At 67.9% G+C, this 26,206-nt stretch carries 30 protein-coding genes; 11 read left to right on the top strand and 19 right to left on the bottom strand.

Annotated elements, in window-relative coordinates:
- Positions 1-124: 124 nt before the first annotated feature.
- Together AB0L65_RS20335 and AB0L65_RS20340 are read right to left on the bottom strand one after the other, a co-directional pair.
- Positions 125-667: a flavoprotein gene (locus AB0L65_RS20335; protein ID WP_364247478.1), complete on the bottom strand. Its 543-nt coding sequence runs from the start codon at positions 665-667 to the stop codon at positions 125-127.
- On the bottom strand, positions 664-2,046 hold the full coding sequence (locus AB0L65_RS20340; RefSeq protein WP_364247481.1) for a helix-turn-helix transcriptional regulator: 1,383 nt from the start codon (positions 2,044-2,046) through the stop codon (positions 664-666). The genes AB0L65_RS20335 and AB0L65_RS20340 overlap by 4 nt, the downstream gene beginning before the upstream one ends.
- Positions 2,047-2,395: 349 nt before the next feature.
- Between AB0L65_RS20340 and AB0L65_RS20345 the strand changes: the two genes are divergently transcribed.
- Positions 2,396-2,692: a hypothetical protein gene (locus tag AB0L65_RS20345; protein WP_364247484.1), complete on the top strand. Its 297-nt coding sequence runs from the start codon at positions 2,396-2,398 to the stop codon at positions 2,690-2,692.
- A 258-nt stretch (positions 2,693-2,950) separates the two neighbouring features.
- Entirely contained in the window at positions 2,951-3,682 is a 732-nt protein-coding gene (locus AB0L65_RS20350) for a GntR family transcriptional regulator (RefSeq protein ID WP_364247487.1), read from the top strand.
- Between the two features lie 13 nt (positions 3,683-3,695).
- On the opposite strand, the gene AB0L65_RS20355 is transcribed toward AB0L65_RS20350, so the two are convergent.
- Positions 3,696-3,938 carry a hypothetical protein gene (locus AB0L65_RS20355; RefSeq protein WP_364247490.1) on the bottom strand — a complete coding sequence of 81 codons (243 nt, stop codon included), beginning with the start codon at positions 3,936-3,938 and terminating at the stop codon, positions 3,696-3,698.
- Positions 3,939-4,201: 263 nt separating this feature from the next.
- On the opposite strand from AB0L65_RS20355, the gene AB0L65_RS20360 reads away from it, so the two are divergent.
- The 8 genes from AB0L65_RS20360 (at position 4,202) to AB0L65_RS20395 (ending at position 10,059) form a co-directional block, all read left to right on the top strand.
- Entirely contained in the window at positions 4,202-4,612 is a 411-nt protein-coding gene (locus AB0L65_RS20360; RefSeq protein ID WP_364247493.1) for a plasmid replication, integration and excision activator, read from the top strand.
- Positions 4,612-4,893: a hypothetical protein gene (locus AB0L65_RS20365; RefSeq protein ID WP_364247495.1), complete on the top strand. Its 282-nt coding sequence runs from the start codon at positions 4,612-4,614 to the stop codon at positions 4,891-4,893. Before AB0L65_RS20360 ends, AB0L65_RS20365 begins: the two co-directional genes overlap by 1 nt.
- Positions 4,890-5,204 (top strand): hypothetical protein, encoded by a 315-nt coding sequence (locus AB0L65_RS20370; RefSeq protein WP_364247498.1) that lies wholly within the window; start codon positions 4,890-4,892, stop codon positions 5,202-5,204. Before AB0L65_RS20365 ends, AB0L65_RS20370 begins: the two co-directional genes overlap by 4 nt.
- 86 nt (positions 5,205-5,290) lie before the next feature.
- Positions 5,291-6,721 (top strand): FtsK/SpoIIIE domain-containing protein, encoded by a 1,431-nt coding sequence (locus AB0L65_RS20375; protein WP_364247500.1) that lies wholly within the window; start codon positions 5,291-5,293, stop codon positions 6,719-6,721.
- Positions 6,718-6,882 (top strand): hypothetical protein, encoded by a 165-nt coding sequence (locus tag AB0L65_RS20380; RefSeq protein WP_364247502.1) that lies wholly within the window; start codon positions 6,718-6,720, stop codon positions 6,880-6,882. Before AB0L65_RS20375 ends, AB0L65_RS20380 begins: the two co-directional genes overlap by 4 nt.
- On the top strand, positions 6,879-8,492 hold the full coding sequence (locus AB0L65_RS20385; RefSeq protein WP_364247504.1) for a replication initiator: 1,614 nt from the start codon (positions 6,879-6,881) through the stop codon (positions 8,490-8,492). The genes AB0L65_RS20380 and AB0L65_RS20385 overlap by 4 nt, the downstream gene beginning before the upstream one ends.
- Positions 8,489-8,680, top strand: coding sequence for a helix-turn-helix domain-containing protein (locus AB0L65_RS20390; RefSeq protein ID WP_349453440.1), 192 nt, complete (start codon positions 8,489-8,491; stop codon positions 8,678-8,680). The genes AB0L65_RS20385 and AB0L65_RS20390 overlap by 4 nt, the downstream gene beginning before the upstream one ends.
- Positions 8,677-10,059 carry a tyrosine-type recombinase/integrase gene (locus AB0L65_RS20395; RefSeq protein WP_364247507.1) on the top strand — a complete coding sequence of 461 codons (1,383 nt, stop codon included), beginning with the start codon at positions 8,677-8,679 and terminating at the stop codon, positions 10,057-10,059. The genes AB0L65_RS20390 and AB0L65_RS20395 overlap by 4 nt, the downstream gene beginning before the upstream one ends.
- Positions 10,060-10,433: 374 nt before the next feature.
- Here the strand turns inward: AB0L65_RS20395 and AB0L65_RS20400 are convergent, their stop codons facing one another.
- The 12 genes from AB0L65_RS20400 to AB0L65_RS20455 form a co-directional block, all read right to left on the bottom strand.
- Positions 10,434-11,795: a tyrosine-type recombinase/integrase gene (locus tag AB0L65_RS20400; protein WP_364247510.1), complete on the bottom strand. Its 1,362-nt coding sequence runs from the start codon at positions 11,793-11,795 to the stop codon at positions 10,434-10,436.
- Entirely contained in the window at positions 11,792-12,052 is a 261-nt protein-coding gene (locus tag AB0L65_RS20405) for a hypothetical protein (RefSeq protein WP_364247513.1), read from the bottom strand. The genes AB0L65_RS20400 and AB0L65_RS20405 overlap by 4 nt, the downstream gene beginning before the upstream one ends.
- 80 nt (positions 12,053-12,132) lie before the next feature.
- A complete protein-coding gene (locus AB0L65_RS20410) occupies positions 12,133-12,297 on the bottom strand; it encodes a hypothetical protein (RefSeq protein ID WP_364247516.1) in 165 nt (54 codons plus the stop codon).
- A 193-nt stretch (positions 12,298-12,490) separates the two neighbouring features.
- Entirely contained in the window at positions 12,491-12,817 is a 327-nt protein-coding gene (locus tag AB0L65_RS20415; protein WP_364247519.1) for a hypothetical protein, read from the bottom strand.
- Complete coding sequence (locus AB0L65_RS20420) at positions 12,814-14,754, bottom strand: helix-turn-helix domain-containing protein (protein WP_364247522.1); 1,941 nt, start codon at positions 14,752-14,754, stop codon at positions 12,814-12,816. The genes AB0L65_RS20415 and AB0L65_RS20420 overlap by 4 nt, the downstream gene beginning before the upstream one ends.
- Before the next feature lie 11 nt (positions 14,755-14,765).
- A complete protein-coding gene (locus tag AB0L65_RS20425; RefSeq protein ID WP_364247525.1) occupies positions 14,766-15,722 on the bottom strand; it encodes a hypothetical protein in 957 nt (318 codons plus the stop codon).
- A complete protein-coding gene (locus AB0L65_RS20430; RefSeq protein ID WP_364247528.1) occupies positions 15,719-16,168 on the bottom strand; it encodes a hypothetical protein in 450 nt (149 codons plus the stop codon). The genes AB0L65_RS20425 and AB0L65_RS20430 overlap by 4 nt, the downstream gene beginning before the upstream one ends.
- Positions 16,169-16,182: 14 nt before the next feature.
- Entirely contained in the window at positions 16,183-16,716 is a 534-nt protein-coding gene (locus AB0L65_RS20435; RefSeq protein WP_364247531.1) for a hypothetical protein, read from the bottom strand.
- Positions 16,716-16,955 (bottom strand): hypothetical protein, encoded by a 240-nt coding sequence (locus AB0L65_RS20440; protein WP_364247534.1) that lies wholly within the window; start codon positions 16,953-16,955, stop codon positions 16,716-16,718. The genes AB0L65_RS20435 and AB0L65_RS20440 overlap by 1 nt, the downstream gene beginning before the upstream one ends.
- Positions 16,956-17,104: 149 nt before the next feature.
- Complete coding sequence (locus AB0L65_RS20445; RefSeq protein ID WP_364247537.1) at positions 17,105-17,500, bottom strand: hypothetical protein; 396 nt, start codon at positions 17,498-17,500, stop codon at positions 17,105-17,107.
- Positions 17,497-19,089 carry a hypothetical protein gene (locus AB0L65_RS20450; protein WP_364247540.1) on the bottom strand — a complete coding sequence of 531 codons (1,593 nt, stop codon included), beginning with the start codon at positions 19,087-19,089 and terminating at the stop codon, positions 17,497-17,499. The genes AB0L65_RS20445 and AB0L65_RS20450 overlap by 4 nt, the downstream gene beginning before the upstream one ends.
- 308 nt (positions 19,090-19,397) lie before the next feature.
- Entirely contained in the window at positions 19,398-19,790 is a 393-nt protein-coding gene (locus AB0L65_RS20455) for a hypothetical protein (RefSeq protein ID WP_364247543.1), read from the bottom strand.
- 238 nt (positions 19,791-20,028) lie between these two features.
- Here AB0L65_RS20455 and AB0L65_RS20460 point away from each other — a divergent pair, with 238 nt between their 5' ends.
- Positions 20,029-20,811, top strand: a complete 783-nt coding sequence (locus AB0L65_RS20460) for a GntR family transcriptional regulator (protein ID WP_364247546.1) — start codon at positions 20,029-20,031, stop codon at positions 20,809-20,811.
- Between the two features lie 105 nt (positions 20,812-20,916).
- Here AB0L65_RS20460 and AB0L65_RS20465 read toward each other — a convergent pair whose 3' ends face one another.
- The 4 genes from AB0L65_RS20465 to AB0L65_RS20480 form a co-directional block, all read right to left on the bottom strand.
- Positions 20,917-21,132 carry a hypothetical protein gene (locus AB0L65_RS20465; RefSeq protein WP_364247550.1) on the bottom strand — a complete coding sequence of 72 codons (216 nt, stop codon included), beginning with the start codon at positions 21,130-21,132 and terminating at the stop codon, positions 20,917-20,919.
- Positions 21,133-21,217: 85 nt separating this feature from the next.
- A complete protein-coding gene (locus tag AB0L65_RS20470; RefSeq protein WP_364247553.1) occupies positions 21,218-22,186 on the bottom strand; it encodes a thiopeptide-type bacteriocin biosynthesis protein in 969 nt (322 codons plus the stop codon).
- Positions 22,168-23,247: a lanthionine synthetase C family protein gene (locus tag AB0L65_RS20475; protein WP_364247556.1), complete on the bottom strand. Its 1,080-nt coding sequence runs from the start codon at positions 23,245-23,247 to the stop codon at positions 22,168-22,170. Before AB0L65_RS20475 ends, AB0L65_RS20470 begins: the two co-directional genes overlap by 19 nt.
- 68 nt (positions 23,248-23,315) lie before the next feature.
- Positions 23,316-26,195 carry a lantibiotic dehydratase gene (locus tag AB0L65_RS20480; RefSeq protein WP_364247559.1) on the bottom strand — a complete coding sequence of 960 codons (2,880 nt, stop codon included), beginning with the start codon at positions 26,193-26,195 and terminating at the stop codon, positions 23,316-23,318.
- Positions 26,196-26,206 lie beyond the last annotated feature (11 nt).

Here is a 26,206-nt window from a genome sequence, read left to right on the forward strand (position 1 = left end):
ACATGCGGCAGCTCAACCCGGTGGCCACGCGCATGCGCGAGCAGTTCGGCGACCTCAACGCCGGGCTCAACCAGGCCGTGCGGAGGGCCGGGGTACGGCGGCGCGCCGCGCCGCCGCTTGATACCTATGAGATCAATTCGGCAAGTTCAGTGAGTGCACATTGCCAGGGGTAGGCATCGATGCGGTCGGCTCCCGAACTCGGCGGATGCGGCTCGAATTGGCCTGCGCCGAACAGGACGCGCACACCATCGGTGCGTAGGTCTTCGATGCTGCGGCGGAAGGGTGTGCGAGATGCGAGGGCGCTGTTGACAAAGGGCAGGACCACAACAGGGATGCCCAACCCTGGCGCCTCAGAAAGAACGCCTAGGGCGTAGGTGTCGGCGATGCCCTGGGCGAATTTGTTGATCGTGTTGTAGGTCGCCGGAGCAACGATGATCGCGTCAGCACGAGGCGACTTCGGCTCGTCCGGCTTGCGGTACCGGCTGCGGACGGGGTGGCCGGTCTGCTTCTCCAATGCGGGGATGTCGACGAAGTCCAGGGCCGGCGGGGTGGCGATGATCTGCACGATCCAGCCTTGGTCTTGGGCGAGGGTGACGAGGCGGCCGACGTTGGGGGCGGGTCCTGCGGCGCAGACGATGATGTAGAGAACCTTGCCGGGTTGGGTCACGCGCTGACTCCCAGGGTGGCCGCGTATTCGCGGGCTTCGCGGCGGACGCTGATCGGGGCGGTTGCCAGGATGTCACGTACCAGCCGGAGAGCCGCGGGGCGGCCGGTGATTTCCTCGGGGGCCATCTCGCCTGCGGCGCGCAGGATGTGCAGGGCCTTGTCGTGCTGGTTCCACATGAGGAAGGCGCGGGAGGTGTCGAGCAGGAGCGTGGCCTTGCGTTCGTTGATCGGGAGCTTGTCCAGCTCGACCTGGCGGGCGTAGCCGATGGCGGTGCCGGCGTCTCCCAGGCGGAGGGCGACGTTGGCTCGGTGGCACAGGACGTTGTTGGGGCCGAATGCGGTCCACATGTGGTTGGCGTCGTGGCCGAGTCGTGTGCCTGCTTCGGCTGCTTCATCGAGGAGCTCGACAGTGTTTTGCCGGTCGCCGGTGTTAGCGGCTGCGACGGCTCCGCGGAGCAGCAGGGACCCGTAGATCGACAGGTCGTCGGGGGACGGGGTGGTGAGGTCGGCGTCCATGTGTTGGGCTGCGCTGCGGGCGGCGTCGGTGGCGGCGCGGTGGTGCCCGCCATCCATCAGGGCGTGGGTGATGATGCGGGAGCTTGAGCCGATCATGAGGGGGCTCTGGCTGGCGTGCGCGGCTTGGACGCTGCGGTCTGCGGCGAGCCAGGCGAGGCCCTTGTCCTCCTGCTTGAGCAGGATGGAGGCGGTCACGTGGTATGCCTCGGCGCACAGCATGTGGGCGCGGAGCTGATCGTCGCCGTGCAGCGTGGTGCTGGCGGCGCGGAGTTTGCTGAGCAGGGCTGGCAGTTTGGCGGTGACCTGGGCGTATCGGCACGCCTGGTAGTTGCGCTTGGCGGTGCTTACTGCGGTGGCGAGTGCGTCGAGGTCGATCGGGCCGTCTGCGGGAGTGGAGTAATCGACGAGTGCGGCGGCGAGATTTTCGATATTGAGGCCGGTGTCCTGGGTGGGGCTGGGCTGTCCGACTACTGAGCTGAACAGGGCGGCCCCTGTGAGGCCGACGAATTCGCGGCGTCGCACGTTCTCGTCCTCTCCTCTTTCGACGAGATTCACAGCGCGTGGTGCATTTGCAAGGGTATCAACCGCTTTGGGGGAATCCACGTGTGTACGGGTGCGCTTGGTGGGCGCGAAGCCCAGGTCTTCCGGGTCCTGGTGGGTGACCTCGGTCAAGGCCAGTCGGTACGGCTCGCGCGGCCATGTGACCTCGCCCGCCTCCCAGCGGCGTATGCGCTCCTCATCGCAGGCGAGGTTGTACTTGATCCCGCTCTTGGTGAGGTTGACCATTTTCGCCATTTCGGCACGGGTCAAACCCGCCTGCTGCCGCCAGTTCCGAAGTAGCACATTGGGTGTTGCCTCGGGCATACCTGGCCTGCTTTCCGATGGTGGATCGAAAAGGGGGTTAAGAGGGGGGCCTCTTAGCAGGTCCCCTCATTCTGCTTTGCCGGTGGACTTGCCATCAATCAACCACGGTACGTCAAGCGGACTTCCGCCACAGGGAGTACCGAACGACTCGCAAGGAGATGGCGACGGTGACCCGGCCAGACGAGAACAGCGAGGCAAGGCTCTGCCCTGCGTGTCGAGGGCTCGGTTACAAGCTGCGGAGCTCGCGCCGCGCTCTCCTGATCGGCAACGACGGGACGGAGCCCGAACGGATTGGGGAGCAGGAGTGTCTCGACTGCCTCGGAAGAGGCCAGGCCGAAGGGAACGGGAGATGAATCCGATCATGGCCGTCTCGATGGAAAGGATCAATGAGGCGATCAGCCATCACGACGAGGCGGTGAAGCTCATCACGTTGCGTGATCGGCTCGCGGAGATTGGCGTGCATGCAGAGTTGCGCGACAACAACAGTGCTCTGATGGTGGTTCGCCCTGACGGCGCGTTGCCAGTGTGGGTGTTCGTCGGGTACGGCGGGGCCTTCTACTCCTGGGACAACACCAACAAGCGGCACCCGACCGATGACCCGCAGGGAGCCGCTTCGACCCTGGCCGAGTACGTCAAGGGTCTCTGAGACGGGCGCGGCGAGGCGGTGACGGTGCCCGATCGGAGGGGGTCGGGCGTTCTTTCCCCTGCCTCGTCGCGCCTCATCGTCCCGGCAGGCTGCGCGGCAGGGTCACCCGCAGGGGCTACCCCCGGCCTCTGCTGCTGGTCCAGCCTGCCGGGGCGCGTGCTGGACGGCTTCCGTTACCTGAACCGTCGTGGACAGGCGGTCCGAGTCGGGATACGCTCAAACTTGGTAAAACAACCTGTCGGGTGTTGGACGGTCAGAATGTCGCTAGAGTCCGTACCGCCGAAGTATGCGCAGCTTGTGCAAGCACTTCAACGGCGTATCGAGGCGGGAACCTACCCACCCGGCTCCCTCCTCCCCAGCGAACACCAGCTCATCCAAGAGTTTGGCGTCTCGCGCCCCACCGTTGTCGCCGCACTGCGGGTGCTACGTGAGCAAGGCTGGATTGAGTCCCAGCAGGGCAAGGGGCGTTTCGTGCGCGGCCGTCCCGCGATGGCAGCCTTGGAGCCCAACCGCCCCGGGCAGGCGTACCTGACCAACCCGGAGACAAACGCCCCCGGTGAGCTGGTCGAGGCTGGCGCCGTCGCTCTGCCCAATCGGGTGGCGGCGTTGCTGGATGCACAGCCCAAAAGCAAGGCGTTCCTGCGCCGACGCCTCGTAGTCCGTGATGGCGAGCCGACCGAGCTGGTCTCGCTGTGGCTGCCTCTGGAACTGTCGGAGGGTACCGACCTCACAAGTGGCGAGCCGTTGCCGCAGGGCATCCGTGAGCATCTGAAATCGCGCAAGGGCGTCCGTTTCGATCACATTGTGGAGCAGATCACCGCCCGGATGCCCACTGCTCAGGAGGCCAAGCAACTCGGCATGCCCAAGAATGTGCCACTACTGGCGGTCTTCGGGGCTGTCCGTGATGCCTCCGGCCGGCCCTTGGTCGTAGTTGAAGTGCTCCTTCCGGCCGATCGTCACGAACTGGAAGACGCCTACCCCATCAGCTGACCAACTCTTTCGGCTACTTGCGCAGCCCCAGCCACGCCCAAAGAGCGGCCACCGCGAGCAGGGCCAGGCCGAACACGATGGTGGCGGCGCGCCGCCTGGACACGAGGGCGAGGATGAGCCCCAGCACGGGCGTGCCGAAACCGACGAGCAGCACGGCGTTCCCGCAGATCTGCGAGAGCTGCCTGTTTCTCGCCTCCCCTCCAATGAGGGCAAAGCCATAGCTGAACCACAGCATGCCCAGGATGGGTGTGCCCAAGATCCATAAGAGGAACAGCAGCCATGGCCAGGCGGCATCCGTGCGTGGCCGACCTGATTTCATGATCCAGATTGTTCCTCTGACGCCTTGGATAGGCCAGCAGCGTTCGGTACCAGCCGCGACACAACATGACATCGCGACCTATCCAGCTAGTTAGATCGGCGTCACAGGCGCCTAGGCACTTGACCTATCAAGCTTGCCGATCGTACTCTCGGATAATCACTTGATAGGTCAAGTGTCAGACATCCAAGAGAGGAGCCGTCATGGCTCTGCAAGGTCCCATCCCCGTCACCTTCGCCATGGTCTTCCCGCACGGCTGCTACGTCGTCGGCGAGGTCGAGCCCGTCAAGGACTTCGACGCCTCGTCCAACGGCCGGTTCGTGCAGGCCCGCGACAAGCAGACCGCTGAGCTGGTCTGGCAGGTCGCGGTCATGGACGGTGACCCGACTCTCAAGCCCGCCCAGAAGACGGTGGCGGTCAAGATCCTCGCGCCGGTCCAGCCGGTGCCCCCGCAGCCGATGCCGGGGCTGCCCTTCACGCCGGTCGAGTTCGACGGCATGTCCGTCACCCCGTACGTCAACGCCGCCGGACGGCTCGCCTACTCGATCAAGGTCCACGAGATGCACGCTCCCCGCCAGAGCACCCCGAACAAGGCCGGAAAGGACGCCGCCTGATGACCCGTCGCCGTACCCCTCGAACCAGCGTGATCCGGCTGACCACCGGCCGGACCGCCCGGACCTTGCTCCACCCCTACGGCCACCGCGAGCCCGTGCTGGCGCTCGACTTCGGAGCCGCCTGCGTCCTGGTCACCACCACCGGTCCGGTGACCGCAGACGACCTGACGTTCGCCCGCCAGCTCGCCCACGAGGCCACCCGCTACGCCCGATCGGTCGAGCGCTCGTTCCGCGCTCTGAACGACAACCATGACGCGGTTCCCCAGAGGAGAGCAGCATGAGCGACCTCGGCCCCTACACCTACCTCACGCTGTCCATGCAGCCCGGCTCCGCTCCCCGTCTTCACGTCTCCTTCCACACGGCGGACCTGCACATCCGTGCCGGAATGCTCGACAACCCACGCCCGTACCTGGAGATCTCCTCCCGCGAGGCGAACGTGTCGATCTCGACCACCGGTGCCGGTCCCGTCACCGACGCGGACCTGAGCACCGCCCGCCTGATCTTCAACGCCGCCGCTCGCTACCTGGCCGACTGCGAGCGCCTGCACATCAACCAGTCGGCCACCAAGACCGCCACCGACACGGCGGCCTGACCAAGCAAGGCGGGGCCGCCAGAAGCGGCAACTTCCGGCGGCCCCTCGGTTCTCCCACGATCCACATCACGAGAGGCATCTAGCTTATGTTCCGCAGGCTTCCCGGCGACGAGGCGCGCAACCTCGTCTCCACCACCCCTGACACGGCTGTCGTCTTCCGCCCGGCCGTCGTCACCACTCCCGCCATCGTCACCATCGTCATCCTGGCCGGTCGGCTCCTCGTGGGCCTGGTCCGTACCGTCTGGCGGCACCCCATTGCCATAGTGGTCCTGGCGGTGCCGTCCGCGCTGTGCTGGCTGTACAGCTGGCAAACGGCGCTGCTCCTGGTCGCTCCCATACCAACGGGCCTGGCCGCCTGGGCCCTCGTCGATCGAGGCTCGTTCACCCGGTGGGTCGGCCGGCGGCTGCTGGCCTGGTGGCGGCTCATCTTCATCTACCGCCGACACTGGCAACCGATCATGATCGTCTCCGGGCTCGGCAAGCACCTGCGCGGCCGTGACTACCTGCCCCGCCTCGGCAAGGTCACCTGCAACGCCTGGGCCGACACCGTCACCGTGCGCATGCTCGACGGCCAAGCCGTCAAGGACTGGGCCGACCGCACCGACCACCTTGCGCATGGCTTCGGCGCACCCTCCTGCCGCGTCTCCGTCGTCAAGGCCGGTCGGCTGGTGCTGACCTTTCCTCGCCGTGATCCGCTGGCCACGCCGATACCCGCGCTCCCCGTCCCGGCCGTGCCGACCGTGGGACCGGTCGAGATCGGCAGGCAAGAGGACGGCTCCCCTTGGCTGCTGAAGATCCTCGGCACACACGTGCTGGTAGCCGGCGCCACCGGAGCGGGCAAAGGCTCCATCATCTGGTCCACCATCCGCGCGCTACTTCCCGCGCTGCGGGCGGGCCTGATCGAGATCTGGGCGCTGGACCCCAAGCTGATGGAGCTCTCGTTCGGCCGTGCCCTGTTCGGCCCTCATTACGCCGCCACCCCAGAGGAGTGCGCCAACCTCCTCGAACAGGCCGTCAAGGTCATGCAAGAGCGGGCCGCACGCTTCGGTGGTGTCCAGCGCTCCCACATCCCCACAGTGGATGATCCGTTCGTCCTGGTCATCGTCGATGAGGTCGCGTTCCTGACCGCGTACCAGGCCGACAGGGACCTCCGGCGGCGCGTCTCGGCGGCGCTGGCCACCCTGACCACTCAAGGCCGTGCGGTCGGCGTTGGCATTCTGGCGGCCCTCCAGGACCCCCGCAAGGAAGTCATGACCATTCGCAACCTGTTCCCCGACAAGATCGCGCTCCGATTGGACGAGTCGGAACAGGTGGACATGGTCCTTGGCGACGGCGCACGCGACCGCGGCGCCCTGGCCGACCGGATCTCCTCGAACCCAACCCTGGGCGCAGGGGTCGGCTACGTCCGGCTGGAAACCTCGCCCGACCCGGTACGGGTCCGCGCGGCCTACGTCTCCGACACCGACATCCGCGCCATGGTCGCCAGCTTCGCCACCAAGGACGGTGAGGCCCGATGACCCTGGCCCACGTCCTGGACGGACTGCGCTGCTCGACCTGCAAGACCCTCAACACGCTCTGGCTCGACCCGTCTCGGGCGCTTGTCGAGTGCCGCGAATGCGGACAGTCGGCGCTGATCTTCCCCGAGGCCGGCCAGGCAAGGCAGGAGGAGTGCCGATGACAGACCGGTCCACCCCTCGTGCCCTGCGGATGGCCCAACCGCTGGCCCGCGACGTCATGGAAGAGGTCGCCAAGCAGCACGGCGTGTGCATCCGGCCCATCCCCCTCAAGCGGCTCGACACCTACACCGGCCAAACCGAGATCATCGATGTGCCCTGCGGGGCCACCCTGGACAGCAAGTGTCCGCCGTGCGCCAAGCGCAACCGCCAACTCCGCATGGCCCAATGCCGTGAGGGCTGGCACCTCGACCACGAACCGATCATCACCCCACACGAGCCGAACGACGAACAACGCTGGCTGATCGAGTTCCGCGCCGACATGCAAGCCCAACGCGACCAGGCCGAACAACTTGGCCAGGACACCACCGACCTGGACGCGATCATCACTGGACTGGACGCGGAGATCAACACGGCAGGTATGCGCGGCAACGTGCTGGGCCGGGCTACGCCGAAGCGCAACCGCTCGACTCGGCGGCGGCAAGACGCCCCCGACCTGCCCAAGCGCAAGATGGTCAACACCACGCTCGGGCGGACCTTCACCAGTTCGGATGGCAAGGTCTACCGGCCCTCGCTGTTCGTCACGCTCACCCTGCCGTCCTACGGGAAGATCAAGGACGGGGTCCCCGTCGATCCCGACGCCTACGACTACGCGCGGGCCGCTCGGGATGCCCTGCACTTCTCCAAGCTGGCGGACCGGTTCGTGCAGAACCTGCGCCGCGTGGCCGGCTACGACGTCCAGTACTTCGCCACCGTCGAACCCCAAAAGCGGCTCGCCCCGCACCTGCACATGGCCATCCGCGGCACCCTGCCACGGGCGGACGTCAAGCAGATCGCGGCAGCCACCTACCACCAGGTGTGGTGGCCATCGGCCGATCAAGTGGTCTTCGAGGCGGATCACCTGCCGGTCTGGGAGAACGGCGTCGGCTACTTCAACCCGGACACCGGAGAGGTCCTGCCCACCTGGGATGAAGCGCTCGACCAACTCGACGCCGACCCAGCGGCCGAACCCCTGCATGTAGTGCGCTTCGGCGTCCAGGTGGACGTTCAAGGCGTGCTGGGCGGCACCCCCGACGCGGACCAGTGCATGCGGTACCTGTCGAAGTACCTGACCAAGTCCCTCGGCGAAGGTCTCGACGCGGACGACCCAGCACAGCGCGAGCACACGGCGCGACTGCTGGAAGCGTTGCGGTTCGAGCCCTGCTCGCCGACATGCGCGAACTGGCTGCGTTACGGCGTCCAGCCCAAGGACGCCAAGCCCGGCTTGGTTCCCGGACGATGCCGGGGCAAGGCACACAAGCCCGATCACCTCGGCCACGCCGGGCGCCGCGTGCTGGTCTCCCGCAAGTGGTCGAACAAGACCCTGGCCGAGCACAAGCAGGATCGCCGCACGTGGGTCCTGGAAGCTCTCGGCCAGACCGACCAGCCTGCCGACCCACACCGCTACGTCTGGAAGCCCATCCCGGCCGGAGACGCCAACGTGCCGCCTCTCGCCGTCAGGCTCCTCCGCACGGTGGCCGAACGGCAACGCTGGCGCGCCCACATGGCCCAACTCCAAGCCCAAGCAGACGGCCAAGATCTTTCGGCAACTGAGCACACGGGGAGGGCGGCATGAGCAAGCGAGACGAACTTCTCACCGTCGCCCAGGTCCTCGACGAGCTCGGCGGCGTCTCCCGCCGCACCTTCTACCGCTGGCGCGAGATCGGCAAGGCACCGGAAGGCATCCGCCTGCCCAACGGCGAACTTCGCATCTACCGCAGCGACCTCAATGCCTGGCTCGAATCCCTCCGGAGCGCCGCATGAACACCTCCTACAAGGTCAAGTTCTGGGACATCCGCACCAACACCAGGTCAGACGGCAAGAGCAAGAAATCCCGGATCGTCTCCCACACTGTCCGCTGGACAGTCGGCAACCGCGAGAAGTCCTCGACCTTCAAGACCAAGGGCCTGGCCGAGAGTTTCCTGTCCGACCTCCGTCAGGCGGCCAAGAAGGGCGAGGCATTCGACCTGGAGACCGGCCTACCGACGTCGATGGTCAAGGCCAAGGAGTCCCGCACCTGGTACTCCTTCGCCGTCGCCTACGTGCACGCCTGGTGGCCTCACGCAGCGGCCAAGTCCCGCGAGGGGATGACCGACACGCTCGCCACCGTCACCCGCGTCCTGGTCGGCGATGCGCCCGGTCGTCCGTGCGACCAGATCATCCGGCGGGCGCTGCGCGATTACTCGTTCTTGCCTGAAGACCGCAGGCCGACTCCAACACCGGAGATCGCTCGGGCCGTCCGCTGGCTTGAGGCGGCGTCGCTCTCGCTGAGCGCTCTGGAGGAGACCAAGCACGCTCGTACGGCCTTGGAAGCTCTGGCGCTGCTTCTGGACGGCAAGGCTGCGGCGACCTCGACCTACCGCCGCAAGCGGGCCGTCTTCCACCACGCACTCGAATACGCCGTGGAGCTGGAGGAACTTTCGGCAAATCCCCTCCACAAGGTCAAGTTCCGCAAGGTCAAGGTGAGCGGCGAGATTGATCGGCGCTCCGTGGTCAATCCGAAGCAGGCCCGCGAACTGCTCACCGCAGTGACCTATGTGGGACGGTCACGCGGGCCGATGCTGACCGCGATGTTCGCCTGCATGTACTTCGGCGGCCTACGCCCGGCTGAGGCGGCCGGACTGCGGCAGAAGGACTGCCACCTCCCGGCGAAGGGCTGGGGCCTGCTGACGCTGGAGAAGACCAGGCCCCAGAGCAACAAACGGTTCACCGACTCCGGGCAGGCCCATGATGAGCGCGGTCTGAAGCACCGGGATGTGAAGCAGACACGCACCGTTCCCATCCCGCCTGAACTGGTGGCCATCCTTCGCGATCACATCGCAGCGTTCGGGGTCGGCGAGGACGGCCGGCTCTTTCGCACTCGCACGGGCGGAGTGATCTCTGGATCGGCCTACGCCAAGGTCTGGCAGGAAGCTCGGACGTACGCCTTCACGCCCGACCAGGCTGCCTCTCCCCTGGCGAGCAGGCCGTACGATCTTCGGCACGCGGCCGTCTCGCTCTGGCTCAACGCAGGCGTGCATGCCCCGGAAGCGGCCGAACGAGCGGGACACGGCGTGGACGTCATGCTCCGCGTCTACGCCAAGTGCATCGACGGCCAACGAGAAGTCGCCAACTGCCGCATCTTGGGCGCGCTCGCTGCATGATCCACAACCGCTGGCAGGACCCCGGGACATCTCGGGGTCCTTTCGCCGTTCCGGGCCTCGAAACCGCCGTGCCCACCTGGGAAAACGGGGCTGCGAGCATTCCGCGTATGTTCCGCGACCAGTGGCACAGGGCTGCTTTCGGCCGCCTCACCCTGCCTATGGGCCAAGATCACCGATCATGCAAAAGACCAGGTCAACCCGCAGATTGCCTGGTCTCGGTTGCGCGCCCTGCAGGATTCGAACCTGCGACCGTCGGATTAGAAGTGGAAAGTCGCCTTGGGCGAGAAAAGGCCATCCGACCTGCGGCGGAGGGCGCAATGGCGAGCGTGGTGGCGTTGGTCATGCCGCGAATAGTCCGTAGGCCGGGTTGTGAGTCATGAACCGTCCAATGCGTTCTCGATACGTTGATTGGCGACCTCGCGCTGGCCATCGATGCACTTGGCATAGATCTTCAGAAGCACGTCCACGCTGTGCCCGGCCCGCTCGGCGACCTCGGGCGCGTGCACGCCAGCGTTGAGCCACAGCGACACCGCGGCGTGCCTCAGGTCGTAGGGGCGGCCCGCCAGCGGAGAATCAATCTGGTCCGGGGTGAGCGCTCGCTTCCTTGCCTCCTGCCAGACCTTCGCGTAGGCCGAACCGGAGAATGTGCCGCCGCCGCGGGTAAAAAACAGCCGGCCGTCAGTAGCGGTGCCGAAGGTGTCGATGTGCGTTCGGAGGATGGCGACCAGCTCTGGTGGGATCGGCACCGGGCGGTCTTCCTTCTCCTCGCGGTGCTTGAGACCTCGGACATCGTAGAAACGGCCGGAGTTGGTGTATCGGCTGTTGCTCTGCGGTCGGGTCTTCGTTGGTGTCACCTGCCCCCACCCTTCGGCTGGCAGGACGCAGTCCGTCTTACGTAGCCCTTGCGCCTCAGCTGGGCGCAGGCCGCCGAAGTACATGCACGCGAACATCGCCGCCAGCATCGGCCCGCGCGTACGCCCAACCAGGGCCACGGCGGCCAGGAGCGTGCGCGCCTGCTGAGGGTTGACGACCACGCGACGGTCCACCCCGTTGTTCGTCTTCGCAGGCTTCCACTTGACGCGATCGAGCGGGTTCGCGCTGACCTCGCCAAGTTCGAAGGCATACTCCAGGGCATGGTGGAACACCATCCGCTTGCGCCGGAACGTCGAGTTCGCGGCTGCGGTGCCGTCCAGACATACGGATAATGCCTCCAGAGCTGCACGAGCGTGGCGGGCCTCGTTCAGCTCCGTCATCGGCAGCGACGCAGTCTCCAGCCAGCGCAGCGCCGCGGCGGCGGACCGCTCGTCAGGCTTGGACTGGCGATCCTCGGGCAGGAAGACGTGCTGTTGGAGCACCTGGCGCAGCAGTTTGTCGTCGAGGCGGCTTTTCTGGTCGCCGGTCAGAGCGAGCGTCACCGCGACCATGGTTTCAACGAGTCCTTCCCGGGACGTGGCAGCCTGGTGGGGCCAGCGCTTATTCACGTAATCCCGGGCGAACGCGAGCCAGGTGCGCGACTTCTTGGCCTTGAGCATGGACTCGGGCAGGCCGGTGACGGTGTCGAACCACTCACCCTTACGGGCCGCCTGGCGCAGTTCAGACAGGAAGTTCTCGGCCTGCTCCGACGTGCCGTGCGTGCTGCACTGTTCTTCGTCTTCAACGACCCAGCGCACCTGGTACTTCGGCTTCTTGGCGAGGGTGCGCCGGGTCTTCCAGAACTTGACCCGGTAGGACTTCACGCGCTCACCTCGAGCTCGGCGAGCCACGTCTGGTAGTCGTTCTGGTGGATGCGGAACTCGCCATTGGGGAGCCGGTGCATCTTGGGCGTGCGGTTTCGGGTCCGCCAGTGCTGCCAGGTCCGCCGCTTGATCTTGAGCGTTCTCATGATCTCGGGGACGGTGAGCCATACGTCTTCGGCGTGATTTGCCTCGGTCGCAGGCGTTGCCAAGGTGTCACGGGTCTTGGCAGGTTGGTTACGGCGCGTGGATGCGGCCATGATGGAGCCACTCCTATTCGTTCAAGGCGGTAGGGGTGCGGCCCCGGGTGGTGCTTGCCGGCTTGCCCGGGGCCGTCGCGCTACTTGGCAGGCTGCGGAAGCCGCACCTCGGTGTAGATGCGCACGTTGCGGCTGGTGCCTCGGCAGGGCAGCGGAGCAGAGATCTCGATGGCGTCGAACGTGCGGGCGATGAGGTCAGCGGCCTGGGTGACTTCGTCAGGCAGGCCGATGATGCGGATCTTCAAGAGGGTTCCTCCCGGTGGCGGGTGTAGCGCGTGTCGTGCGTCGGTGATGGGTGGGGTCTGAAACCGTCGGGGACGAGGGGGCGCGCGAGCTGCGATTCGTGGTGCTGCGTGGCGTGAGATGTTGCATCTCGTGGCACTCAGTCGCAACTGTTGCAACAGGGACACCATAGCGCTCATATGCTGTTTGTCCAGCTCACGACGTCACACGTTCCTTTTGTCGTTTTGTCGCGACGCTGGAGTCTGCGATCACGGGCAGCGCCACGCACGCCGTGACGAGCAGGATGCTGGCGCTGACCAACCCCCATGTAGCGACAGCCAGCAGCCATGCAGCCGTAAGCGTCAGCGCGACCGCATACGATCTGGCGCCGACGCCGACCAGCGGCACGAGGCAGGCCGCCACCAGCACCACGGCGGGCACGACGATCAGCGAGTCCGGGTCGGACACGCCGGCGAGCACGCCAAGGAGCTGCGACCAGGCCAGCCACACCGCCACCAAAGCGCCCCGCAGTAATACGTTCATGACGCCCTCCGCATCTCCACATAGCGGCCATCGACCATCCGCGCCTGCCCCTGCTCAACCAGCGACGCGGCCACCCGGAACGCCACCGGCAGCGGCAGCCCCGAGCGCACCGTCAGCTCCGCCCCCGTCAATCCCTCGTTGGCGTCGGCCAGCAGCGACAGCACCTTCTCCTGCGCCGCGGCGACGTCGGACGGCGTGAGGCTCGGCATCTGCGCGGGCGCGTCGAGGTCGACGACGTCGGCTGATGCAATGGCGGGCGAGCGGCGTCCTTTGCCGCCCTTGCTCCGGACTGGCGCGGCGTCGTCCGGCAGAGCGACCTTCGGCAGCTTCACCGTCATCGCGGGCATGCCGCGCATGACCGCGCTCATCTTCGGGATGTGGCGGGCGCGCATCATCACTGGCCGGTCGGTGGCGCCCAGCAGGTAGCCGCATCCCTTCGTCTTGTTCTGCGTGCCCGGGAAATGAATCTTGATCAGGTGCGGGTACGCGGTCATCCGCTCCCCGAACGTGGCCGACGCGATCCGGCGATCGCTGACTCGCAGCACCACGACGTTGCCCGACGTGACCAGAGCGAGGATGTCGCCGCCGCCCATCCCGGCCACGTACACGTTCTGGTCGAGCGTCCACACCGTCATGCCGCACTTCGACCCCTCGGCGAGGATGTCGTGCACGATCGTGGCCAGGTCCTCGTGCCGCGCGATCAAGTGGAATTCGTCGATGGCGATGACCAGCATCGGCATGCCGTGCACGCCCGGATGGTCGTACGACTGCACTCCGCGCTGGGTGATCCCGTCTTCGTCGGTCCATTCGATCTGTGACAGCAGCGCGCGGCGCCGCTGCATCTCTGCCTGGTAGGCGTACAGCCGCTGACGGATGGCGTCGATGCCGAGGGCGTGCGGCACGTACGGCAGCAGCGACGGGCAGCTCTGCCCGTCCTGCGGGTCGAGGTAGTCCAGCACGATCCGGCCTTCGGTACGGGCGAACTCGGCTGCGGCGATCTTCAGGATGGAGCTCTTGCCCGTCCGCATCGCGCCGAAGATCCCGACCGGCAGCGGGCCGCTACCGGGCTCCCACACCTGCAACGCGGCGTCTCCCCAGCCGTCCTCAAACGGGCCGACCGGCAGGATCCCGGTCTCCAGGTCGAGAAGCGGCTCGGTCCACAGCTCCGGCTCGACGACGGCCAACCTCTTGAGGAACGTCACCGTGGCGGCGTTCTGCGCGCCGTCGTCCGGCTCCTCCACGTGCACGAAGTTGATGGCCACCCCGAAGTCGGAGCAGATCCGCTTGCGCGCCAGCATGGCGTCCTCGGTCGTGTACCCGTCCAGGACGATCCGGTAGCGCGTCCCTTCGGCGCCGCCGCGCACGAACTCCTCGCGGTTCGTGAGCTTGGAGTCGGCGAGCGCGCCCTTCTTGCCCGCCGTCTTCTGAGCCCAGCGGATCACGATCGGGTCGGCCGCCTCCAGCTCCTTGGCCTGCGCCGCTTCCAGCGCGCGGCGCTTCTTCTCCGGCCGGACGATGTAGTCGCGGTTGCGCCACACGTACGGCACCGTCCACAAACCTGCGGCCGCGAAGTACAGGCTCTGCATCGCCCCGAACGGGCCGAGCGCGTCCGCTGCGGGCAGCCAAGCGCCCGCGCCGGCCTGCCACCAGCGGAACGAGAGAGCCTTACGCGTCGAGGGAATGAGCGCGCGGACCGTCGCCGCCGCGGCGTAGGCGGCTGCCTCGCCGGCGAGGACCTGCCAGGCGGGCACGTCTGCGAGGTGCAGGGCCATGCCTGCGCCCCACACGCCGAAGGCGGTGGCGTGTGGGGCGATGGCGTGGCGGAAGCGGAACATTGTCTTGCGGGTGACGGCGGCCGCGGCCTTGGCGAGGGCCTGCGTCTGCTCGTCTTCCTGCTGCTGTTCGGACTGCTGCTCGGGCGTGGTGTGGCGGGCCACGGTGGTGCTCCCTAGTTCTGGTACCAGCTGAACTTGCGGACGACCCGGACGGGTGCGGAGTGCACCGCGCGGGCGATATCGCCGTGTCCGTAGTCGAGCGCGCTGATCACGGCCGCCACGGTGGGCTGGCCACCGCCGCACGCGGTCACCGTCTGGGCGGTGGCGTGGGTGGCCAGCGCGGCCGCGGTGGCCTCCTGCTCGGCTTGGGCCAGTGCCTCCCACATGCGGGTGATCGTGCGCGGGTCCAGGCCGTCCGCCTGAACGGCCTGGAACGCCTGAAGCGCGAGGACGTACTTGTTGCGGGCCCGTATAGCGACGTTCATGGCGTCCTCGTGCACGTTGCGCGCGTCGGCCTCGAGGACGCCGCTGGCTCTGAAGAAGGCGCGCAGCCAGGTCATGAACCGCTCGAATCCGCCCGTGGCCAGCGCTTCCTGGAGTTGGGGGACGGTGGGGAGGTAGGTGGGGGTGCCATCACCGGCAGGCACGAGGGGGGCCTGCGTCATGTCGATCCCTTCGAGCTCAACGGGTGGTGTGGGCCAGCCGTCCGGGCGTGGCCACTCGACGACGTCGGCGGCCTTGACGCCGCCCTCGATCTCGGGCGGCCGGGGCGTGCTGGTCCGCTCGACGGTGACGTCGACCTTTGTCGAGGGCAGCGGGGCCTGCGGGCGTACCTGCTCGACGTGCACGGGCTCGACCGGCTGCAGCTCTGCATCGTCGCCCTGGTCGTCGCGCCCGCCCGGGTCGCTGTCGGGGGCTGCGGGCCGCTCGGGCCTGGCCGGCCCGAGCGCCCGCTTGAAGAAGCCGATGGCGATGTTCGTGGTCTTCGCGGTCCATGTCCGCTCGACGGTGTACGTGTCCGGCTCGGCTGGCTGCTCTGGGTCTGGCTTGCGGAAGAAGAACCAGCCGCCGACGACGAACAGCGCGAACGACACCACCACGGCGAACACCGCGGCGAGAGAGTCGATCACGACCAGCTCTCCACGGTCGCCCGCATCACCTCGGCGGTGAACGCGTCGTACTCGACCGGACCCCAGACAGCGCCGAACGCGATCCCGCCGAACATCCACAGCAGGCAGCAGGCGATGAACGTGGGCTTGTCGGGCTTGGCATCCTTGGCGATGTCCTTGACGACCGCGCCGGCCAGGAAGGTGAACCCGGCGGCGAGCAGGAACAGCGCCAGCGACCCGAACAGGGTCGCCAGCGCACCGCGCATGGCGAGCTCGACCAGCAGCGCGCCGAAGTTGACGAAGATCAGGCCGGTCGGCAGCACGAACATGCTGGCCGAGAACAGCAGCAGTAGCACGACGGCGAAAACGCCCAGCGGCTTGCCGGGCAGCTTGTCCTTCTTGCGGATGCCCGCACAGATGAGGCCGAGGCCGAAGGAGAAGCCACCGCCGAGAACGAAAGCGATCATGAGGGGTTGACCTTTCAGAGCAGTGCCAGCAGGAGCGGGAGAGAGATCATCAGCAGGTAGAACCCGGTCGTGATCGGGCCCCAGAACTTCAGGCCGGGCCAGCACACGGCGGACCAGGCGGCGACCCACACGCGCGAGAATCCGGACAACGTCTTGAGTGGCGGGAGCTGCGCGCGGCACAGGCCAGGAAGTCCTTCCTCCCGGAAGCGACGCCAGCGGCGGCGGTAGTCGCCCGCGCCGAGGAAAGCCATGGACGTGCACACGAAGCACCAGCAGACGGCGAACACGCCGTGCACGCGCGCGAACCCGTCGAGCAGTCCGGCCTCGCCCGGCACGTACTCGCGCTCGCGGTGGTAGTCGCGCACCGTGGTGACCGAGGGGAGCCGCGCCGTACGCAGGCCGCGCATCCGTGCCCGGTCCTCCAGGACCTCGACCCAGGAGGTACGCGGGGCTCGCGCCGGCGAGGGCTCCGGGGCGGGGGCGGCCTGCTCGGCGGTCTCCTCCGGCTGGTCGGCGGGCACACCGGTGGGCGGGCTGTACTGGAACATCACTGGCCGCCGCCCGCCTCGTCGTTGAGCACCTCGGCGAACTGGCGCGTCTGCTTGGCCAGGTCCGTGCATGCCTCCTGCGCCCGGCGAGGGTCGCGCCGGTGAAGCTCGGACAGTTCCGACATCAGCCAGCAGGCCGTTCGCCAGTACAGCCGCCACGGCTTGGACTTCTCCTTGGCGGCAGCCTCGATGAGCGCGACGTGTTCGGCGCGCCGGTTCGCGGCGCGGTTCGACACCATCTGTCCCCCGTCACTGTGCGTAAGTTGTGTTACCGTGGCCTCGCGCGCGCAACGCGCAACGCGCAACGCGCCCGCGCGTTGGAACCCCCGCACACCCGGCCTCGGCCCGACCTGCGGCAGCCCGCTCCCCCGAACGCGGTCACGAACAGTCACGACAAACCCTCGGCGCACGCCCGCGCAAACGCTTCCCAATCCGGCTCGCGAGCGACCTCCGGCAGCGACGCCAGGTGCCACATGAGCAGCGACCGCGACACCCGCAGCGCGACCGGCTCGCACCCGGGCACCCGCACATCCCACCGCGCGAACTCCCAATCCAGCGGGAACGCGGTCAGCACCGCGCACTCGGCCCGCCCGGTCAGACCTGCGGTGAGCACATCCAGCGGCACGTCCACGCCGGCGCCGTCTTCGACGGTGAGGCGGACGTGGTACGGGCTGTCAGCGCGGAACTCCAGCTCGACCATGACGACGGTCGGGGTGTCGGCGAGGTGGTCCCAGGTGGGGACCGGCATGTAACGGACGGCGGTGAGGTCGGTGTTGGGGGTCATGCGTCTTCTCCGTGGGTCTCGTCGGTGAGTACCGGACGGGCATTCGTCCCCACCTCGTCCCCGAGAGGCGGAGAGGACGAGAGGTCGTTCGTCCCCGCCTCGTCCCCACCGGGGACGGGGGACGGTCCCGCCACCCCCTGGGGACGGTCCCCGTCCTCCGTCCTCACCGGAGGCTCGGCCGGGGCTTCTGCCCTCAGCCTCTGGAGAAGGACCGTGGCGCGCTGGGTGGACACCTTCGTCCCCGCGGCGCGGATGGCGTCTCGGAGGGTGTCGCGGGTGAGGTTCGTCCCCGCCTTGTGAACGTCGGCGACGATGCGCCATCCGAGCGGCATGAGCTCGTCAACGCTGTCCCACTCGGGAGGACGCTCCCCTGTTCGTCCCCTGGCTCGTCCCCTTCGGACGCGAGGGACGGTCCCCTCCTTCGTCCCCCGCCTCGTCCTCTCCTGCGGCCGGGGACGGTCCCCGGTCTCGTCCCCGGAGTTCGACGGAGACGAAGCGGTGTTCGTCCCCGCGCCGTCCCCCCTGCGAGGGGAGGACAAAACAGGTTCCTTCCCCAAGGGAAGGACGGGGATGGACGGGCCGGCCGACAGGTCGGCGGTCCTCTGCTGCGGGAGGACGACAAGCGGGGGGACGACTGGCATGAGGTGCTTCGCCTCCGCGCGGCCCTGAGCCCGCGCGATCGCTTTCATAGCCTCGATCGCCTCCGGGGGAACGGGCGTCTCCTTCTTGGACTCCCATGGCGAGGCAGGCTCGGCGTCCACCAGCGCGGCCGTGTTGTAGAGCGCCGCGATCTGCGACAGGAGGGTCTCCTGCCGCTCCTGATCCACGGCCAGGCCCGTGTGCTCGACCGCTGCATCCATCGCCTTGTCGAGCTTGACCAGCGCGGCGCGCAGCTTCCGCCCGGAGGCTCCGGACCCGCGCAGCATCTTGGCGCGCTTCGCTGCCAACGCGACGCGAGTCAGGCGGCGGTGAGCGTCCACCTCCTGCGCGGTGCGGTCCTTCGTCTCGGCCAGACCGATCCGGACCAGCACCCGCTCGGGCGTCAGCCGCCAGTTGATCCGGCCGGTGCCCCGGATGCGGTGACGTTCGATGGCCATGCCGCGCTCCCACAGCCACGCGGCCACCAGGGGCGCAGCCAGCCTGAACACCGCCTCGGGCAGGGTTTGCGCGTCCATGCTCGACAGCACGGCGGTCAGGCAGGTCAGCGCCCACACGGCGATGCCATCGAGGCCGGCGGCGAAGTTCTCCCGCATGTTGCGACGGGCTCGGACGGCTGAGGTGACGATCGCGACTTCGACGAACGCGAACAGCAGCACGCGCAGCGGGCCATCGAGGCCGAGTACGTCGCCCGAAAAGCGCCACATGCCTTGTGCTGATACGCCGGTCGCGATGGAGGCGGCGACGACGGTCAGCACGTCCTCGACTGGACGCGGCGCAACGAACCGACGCCATGCGCTGGCGATCAGGCGCTTGATGACCCGCCCGGCCCGGTAGGCCAAGACGAGAACGACCAGGCCGAGCGCCCCGATCACCGCCGCGGCGATGGGGTGGGCTTCGGCCCAGGCGATCCCGTCGAGGACCGTATTCATCAGTGGATCTCCTAGCTTCGTAAGCGATACCGCTTACGAAATTGTGGCTGGGTAGCTCGGTTGAAATGACGGTTGCGAGCGCTATTCGGGCGGCCTGCACGTCGTGGCGTGACGATATGCGTCGTAGGCGGTGCCAGGGATGTCAGTCCGGTGGCAGGCAAAACAGGCGTAGTGGCCCGGCGTGTCGAGGGTGGGACACGTGGGGCCTATGGCCTCCCATGCCACGGTGCCGAAAGTGCGCACCACCCCGTGCTTAGAGCCCTTAATGAAGTAACAGAGCCCGCCGTCCGGCGCACGGTGAGGCTGCGTCATGCCGCCGACCTCACCCTCTTGGGAGGGCGCAGCTTCTTGAGGAGGGCCTTGACGTGCGGGACACGTCTTTTCGCGGTGAAGCCGCCGCGCACGCCAGCGACCTTGCGAATGGACCCGCCGTTGGCGAAGAGATCCATTGCGTCGTCGAGTACGGCGAGGCGGAAGCACGCTTCTCGAACCCAGCATCCGGAACACAGGGCGTCGGCCTGCCTCGAGTTGAGGCCGGATTCGTACCACTGAGCGTCGTTCCGGCCCTTGCACTTGCCCTGGCGTGCGACCTGGTCGGCGAAGGCGCGGCGATCACGGGCGATCTTCCGCAGCAGGCGAAGCCTGGGTGCGTCGAGTCGGCCGTTTCGACTGGATGGCGGAGATGCCATGATGGTGGACATCGGGATGACCTCCATGAATCTTTTCGCGAGGACGATGGGGTGGGTTGCCTGATTCGGCGGCCTCCGGTGGTGCTACACCGGGGGCCGCTTCCGTTTGATCAAGAGCTTCGGGTGGTGCTACACCTTCGGCTCCATGTCAACGATGTATGTACTTCCTACTCCTTTAAATGATGTTCGTCAATCCAGCTATCGGATAGGTAGCACGTAGTGTGTGAGTGGTACCACTAAGGTGGGCTCCATGAGTTCCGCGAGCAACGAGAGCCTGTATCGCGAGGTGGCGCGCAAACTTCGCAACAAGATCAAGGACGGCGTCTATCCCCTCGGCTCCAAGCTCCCCACAGAGGTCGAGCTCGCCGAGGAGTTGGGCGTCAATCGCGTCACCGTGAACCGCGCTCTGGCCACGTTGCGCGCGGAAGGATGGACGCGCACTCACCGCGGCGTCGGGACCTTCGTCCGCGACTTCATGCCGATCACCCGCGAGACCCCACGCAGGTTCAGCCGAGCCCGGCGCGAGCAGGGCGGTGCGCGCGGCGCCTTCGCCGGCGAACTGGCCGAGCAGGATCTCAGCTACGAAACGCGGACCGTAGTTGAGCGCGTCCGACCTCCACAGCACGTGGCCGAGGTGCTTGGCGTCAGCGCCGAGGAGATCAGCGTCGTGATGCGGGCCCGCTACATGTCGGTCAAGGCTCCAGCAGGTCGGACCGTGCCCTACCAGATCGCCATCACCTACGTTCCACTGGAAATCGCGGAAGGCACGGCAATCGAGGAGGAGGACACCGGAATCGGCGGGCTCAGCAGCCGACTCGCTGACCTAGATCAGGCCCAGGCAGAACTGGACGACACCATCGAGGTCCGGCCGCCTGAGCCAGAGGAGGAGTTCCTTGGGCTGAACGAAGACCAGCGGGTATTCGACATCTTCCACATCGGTGAAACCCGCGACGGCCGGCCCGTGAAAGTAACGACGTTCGTCATCCCGACTCATCTGTCCAAGCTGCGCTACCGGGTTCAAGTGACGGACTAAGCCAGTCACGACGATAACGGCGCATCCGGCGAGCACAGCTCACACGCCGAGCTGGTCAGCGAGCTGTCGGTGCCTCCTCGCCGCGTCGAGCAGTAGACCGCCGGGTCAGGCGCTTCGCACCGCAGAGGCAAGCATCTCGCCTGCGGTTTTTACGGAGGTCGTCAGCGTGTCGAGCAGCGGCGCCGGTATTGTCCCCGCCCTCAGGCCGGAAGCCGCCACGATGCTGGTCAGGGCCTGGCGATGAGCCTCGGACAGCCCAGCCAACGGGTCGGGGTGTGTGAGGACGTCGCGGGCGGCGTACCCGTTTCCGCTCTCGATCACCTCGGCGGCCACCTGGGCGTGGGGCGGGCCCAGCCGAGGAGCGGGAAGCGGCGAGCGACGGCGTGCAGCGTGGTGAGGTTCATGGTCAACTTCCGGGCAGGAAGGCGGCCGTGGCCGCGCAGGCGAGGATGCCTTGCGTGGCGGCCGACAGGCCGAGCCGGTTCCAGTGGAAGATCACGACGTGGGTGAGGAGGGCGCGCAGCCCGCGGTCGAGGCGGCCTTCGGCGGCGGCCCGGCCAAGCTTGTTGCCAGCGGCCTGCCACGCGGTGAGCCACGACGCGGCGAACGCGGCGTGCCCGCCGGGGGCGAACGGGCCGCTGTCGAGCTGCACGGGCACGGCCAGTAGCGTGCGCACGTTGGCGGTGAGCTTTTCGACGCGGCCGGTGTCGGCGTCGGCAGGTGCGGGACGCAATTGGGCCACCCGGGCGAAGACGTCGCCGCACTCGAACATGTCCAGGCCGGCGGCCCGCAGTAGTGCGTGAAGAAGCACGATGGACAGTTCACGGCGGCCGAGGTCAGGAGAGTTCTGGCGAACGTAGTCGAGAACGCCGAGGCTGTCGGCGTAGAACAGGTCATGTGCGGCATCCACTCCTGCCGGGCCGCCGAACGCGGCGGTTTCAGGCTCGTACACGGTCGGCCACCAGCGGGTGAGCGCCCCGGCGGCGGTCAGCTCGTCGAGCACCTGGTCCACAGCCGGGATGTCCGCGTCGCGCAAGCGCAGCCGCCAGCCCGGGGGCTTGCGCAGGAACCACCACCCGGAAATCGCGCCGCACGCCTGGAGCTCCTCCAGGCACGGCCCGAGCAGGTCGGCGCCGACCTGCTCGGCGGTGTCCCAATCAGGGAACTGGACGCGTAGCTGGTACCAGCCGGCCTCAGCGTGTCGTTCGAGGGCCGCGAGCCCGGCGGCGTGGTACACGAAGGCGGATTCGTCGAGGTCGACGGGATCCACGCCGAGGTCGGCGGCCGCGGTGTCCAGGTCTGCCCCTGCTAGGAGGGTGAGGACGCCGGCGGCGAGGTGGTGCGGCGCGGCGGTGGTCAGGTGATGAGGAGGCATGCGTCCCATCCAGAGCGCGGGGGTGTATTGTGCCGTGCGGTTTCCAGGGCCAGGCCCACTCCGGCGGCTCCGGTCAGCAGCCCTTCGGCGTCGTCTTGGCGGGTCGCCGCGTGCTGTGTGAGCGCGGCTGCGAGTGCGGGGAGCCGTTGGCCGATCGCCGGGTTGGCGGCGTCGAGGGAGGCTCGGTAGGCGGTCTGATACACGCCGGCCATTCCGTGGCACAGTCCCGGTTCGGTGATCTTCTGGAGGTGTTGGTCGGTCAGGCATTCGGCCATGGCCTTCTCGGCGATCCCGCGCCGGGCCGGGTTGTCGGTGGCGTCTGCGGCGAGTTGCTGGGCGCGCGCGATGCCGGGGGTGCCGTAGCACCAGGAGGGGCGTCGCGGTTCGGGTTGGGTGGTCCGGCCTTGCTGATGTTCGGCGAGGGTGATCGTTTCGGGCCACCAGGGGGCACCGAAGTGATCTTGCTGCCAGTCATCCAGCCAGGCACAGATTCGGCCGATGGCCTCCGTCTGGCCGGGCACGACCAGGCCGGCGCTGGCGGTGAGCGCCAGCAGCGTCAGCGGCCCGGTGATGCCGTGGGCCATCCCGTGGTTGCTGTGCCCGCCAGGCGGGGCTTGCGTGGTGCGCTTGGCCGAAGACATCGTCCACCAGCCCGGCAGGCCATCTACCGGTTCGGTGAGCCGGACGAGGTAGGCCAGCACGCCCTTGACCAGGTCTCCGCCGGGGTCACGTCTCCACAGGTGAGCGCCGAGACCGCAGAGTCCGCTGATCAAGTCGAACTCGGCGAGGGCGGGCCGCTCGCCCCGCCCGAGGCGCTGAGAGGCTGCGGCGAGCCGGTCTCGGACGATGGCTGCGACAGCCTCGTCGAGGGCCTCATGCGCAGGCCGGTACCCAGGATGGCGTGCGGGATGGAGCGCGAACGCAAGCGCGGGTGCCCCATGGTAGAGGCCGGCATTGGCGCCGATGGTGAGCTCTTCCCGAGTTGCCAAGGTCAGCCAGTCGTGCGCCTGCTGCCACCCGGCGATGCCGCTGGTGGCCCGTTCGATGTGCAGGAGTGCCACCCCGATGGCACCACCGCTGAGCGACTGGACCGGCCGCCCGGCGGCATCAGGTGTCTGAAGCTGGCGAGCTATGGCGTCGGCTTGGTGACGGGCCCGCTGGTGGACGTTGATGTGCCGCTCCTTTCTCTTCGTGCGATCAGGCTCTGTGCGAGGGCCCGGGCCAGCCTCAGACAGGTCCGCTCCGACTCGGCGTCGATTCCGATCATGCGGACGTGGTGCAGATGCAGCAGGTCGCCCAGAACGGCGTCCACGTCGTCGGCCTCAAGCAGCGCCCGGTAGGTGGCCAGCGACGTACGCCGTCGCTCGACCAGCTCGGGCGGGAGGTTCGCTGCGTTCCGGGCCTGTTCCACAACGGCCCGATCCAACGCCTTCGGCCCGCCGCGGGCGAGGTGCTCCACCAGCCAGGGCAACCCGCCGCTACCGAGGAAGTCCGTCGCGAGACCGACCAGACCGGCCGCGGTCGCGGCTTGAGCGTTCGCCGTGGTGCGCAGCTGCGCGACTGCGACCGCGGAGTCGGCGGCGAACACGTCTTCGGCGGCAGCCAGGGCCGGGCCTGTGCCGAACCGGCCGGTCTCGGGCCGGTAGGTGTCCAGGCAGAAATCGCGGAGCAACCCAGCACGGGCGACGGTGTGGGCCCACTGGCCGAGCGACCGGGCGGCGGGCCCGTACCGGTCGCCGTCGTGCAGGTGCAGCCGGAGCCGCAGGTGCGGTGTGGGGGTGTCGTAGCGGATGAACCACCAGTCATCGCGGGCGCCATGTGCCCAGTCGGTAAGCAGGTCCGGCAGATAGGTCGTGAGCAGTTCGGTCTGCCGTCCTGGGTGGCTGAATAGTTTCGCGTAGAGCCACGGTGAGTCTCCGGGCAGGTGGCCGGGACCCTGGTGGATTCGCTCGCGCCGCAATGCTCGCGGCAAAGGGCGAGGCGGGGCGGTAGTAGCGAGGGGGACGACGATTTCGTGGGGGCGCCCGCCGATCCAGCCGTTGTCGCTTAGGCCTTCGATCAGCCGGACTGTGCCGGTGCGGTTCAGTTGGCGGCACAGCAGCGCCAGGTGCGCGTCCTGGGTCAGGTCCAGCCGGATCAGGACGTCATCGTCGCCAAACCGCACCACATCCGGAATATGGCGGGCGTGCCGGTGCTCCTGGAACCGCTCGGCCCAATCCCGGAAGGGGGCAGCCTCCGGGGGCACGTCCGTCGCGGTGACGTTCCACCGCGACGGACTGAGGATCGTCCTGCTGTAGCGGACGCGGGGAAGGAAGGCGAACCGGTCGGCGATGCGACCCCAATCGAAGGTAGTGCAGGGCGTCGAGGTCGCGGTGCTGACTTCGCACAGGAACCGGGCGAGGGGATGGCCGTGGTGCAGGTTGGTCGCGTTCAGCATCAACGGTTCGACGGCACGGCCGTGGGCGAGTGACACCAGGATCAGGCGGCGGGCGTCGGCGGTGACCGCCAGGTCATCGAGATCGACCGCCGCCTCTCTCGGGTGACGATGTTCCCCCAGCGACAGCACCGGCAGGACCTGCATGGTGCGGGCCAGGCCGTCGGTGCGGGCACGCAGCGGCGGGACCGACAACTGCACGCCCATCGCGCAGGCCGTGCTGGTCGGAAGGCGACGGTACGCCTCGATGATCCGGTCCCGGTCCGAAGCAGGGAGAACATGCAGGAACCGGCCTACCGAGGTGCCGGCGTGCCGCGACGCGCACACCACGCTAAGGGTGAAGTCACCGGCGTCCAACGCGGCGGACGTCGGGGCGCTGAGGCTGGCTCGCACTTCGGTGTGCGGGACTGGCCCTGCGCTGCCGCCGGTTTCCAGCTCGGTCAGTATCTCCTCGGTGAGGGCTAGCTCGGCGTACCCGTCCAGGGCGGCCTTCTGGGCCAGCGCTGACAAGGCGACGTCTCTGCGGGTCGGCGCGGGGGTGTGGGCGGTGAGTGAGCCGCGGAACCCGGCGGGGTAGCCGAGCCCTCGATCGGCGTCCAGGAGTTCCCGGATGCCCACTAGGGCTCCCGGGCCATAACGGTCAAGGAACGCGGTGTGATACGCCTGCCATGAGGGCCGTCTAGGGGCCAGCCGGACCAAGGCCGCCGCTACCGCCTCCACCTCGTCGATCACGGAGGGAGGCAGGCTGATCGAGCAGTCCAGCCGCAGACCGACTGCCACCCGCGCGCCTGGATCCAGCGCAGCGGGGGCGGCGTCTAGGTTGCTCAGTTGGGCGGCGATGTGGGCGAGGGGGTCGGTGACCGTCATCGGCGGCCGCACGCTGGTGAGCAGGATCCGCAACCGCACCAGTTCGGTGAGCATGCCCTCGATGACGGTGACCGGTGTGTGGGAAGACTCGGCGGCCAGCTTCGCCAGCAGATCACCGAAGCTGACTGGGGTGGCGGCCTCCTCCAAGGCCATGTGGACTGCCGCCGTGTAGCGCACGGACACCTCCGACACCGTCTCCTCCGCGCTGGGCTGATAGGGCAGCACCCAGTCCGCGCCCCGCGCGAACCCCAGGTTGTTTGCCTGGACGGACAACGTCCGCAGCAGGGCCGGCTGATCTTCCAGCGCGCTGATCGTTTCGTTGAGCCACAAGGAATCCGGTCGATGTACGGCGGTGTGCCGGTCACCAAACGCGACCGAGGCGGTGGCGGCCATGGTGGCGGGGGCGATTCCGGCGAACAGGCCGAAGGGTGTGGCTCGGCTCGTCCACCGCAGGAGATAACGCATCAGTGCCTCGGCCGCGCGATGGAGTTGACGCGGCCGGAAGGCGCTCGGGTGATCGCACATCGCGGTGAGGACGCGAGCCAGATCAGGGCTGGCGATCGTGACGGCGTCGCCTACTCCTGGCGTCGGCCAGACCTCACAGATCCAGGCGGCAGCGTCGCGAGCATCGTCCCCGGTGAGGTCGGGCCATGGCGGCAGAGCCAAGTCTTTCGGGAAGGCGGCGACGCGAACGACGGCGGCGTCCACGGCTCGAAAGC

The sequence above is a fragment of the Nonomuraea sp. NPDC052116 genome (assembly GCF_040680035.1).
Taxonomy (GTDB): Bacteria; Actinomycetota; Actinomycetes; order Streptosporangiales; family Streptosporangiaceae; genus Nonomuraea; species Nonomuraea angiospora_A.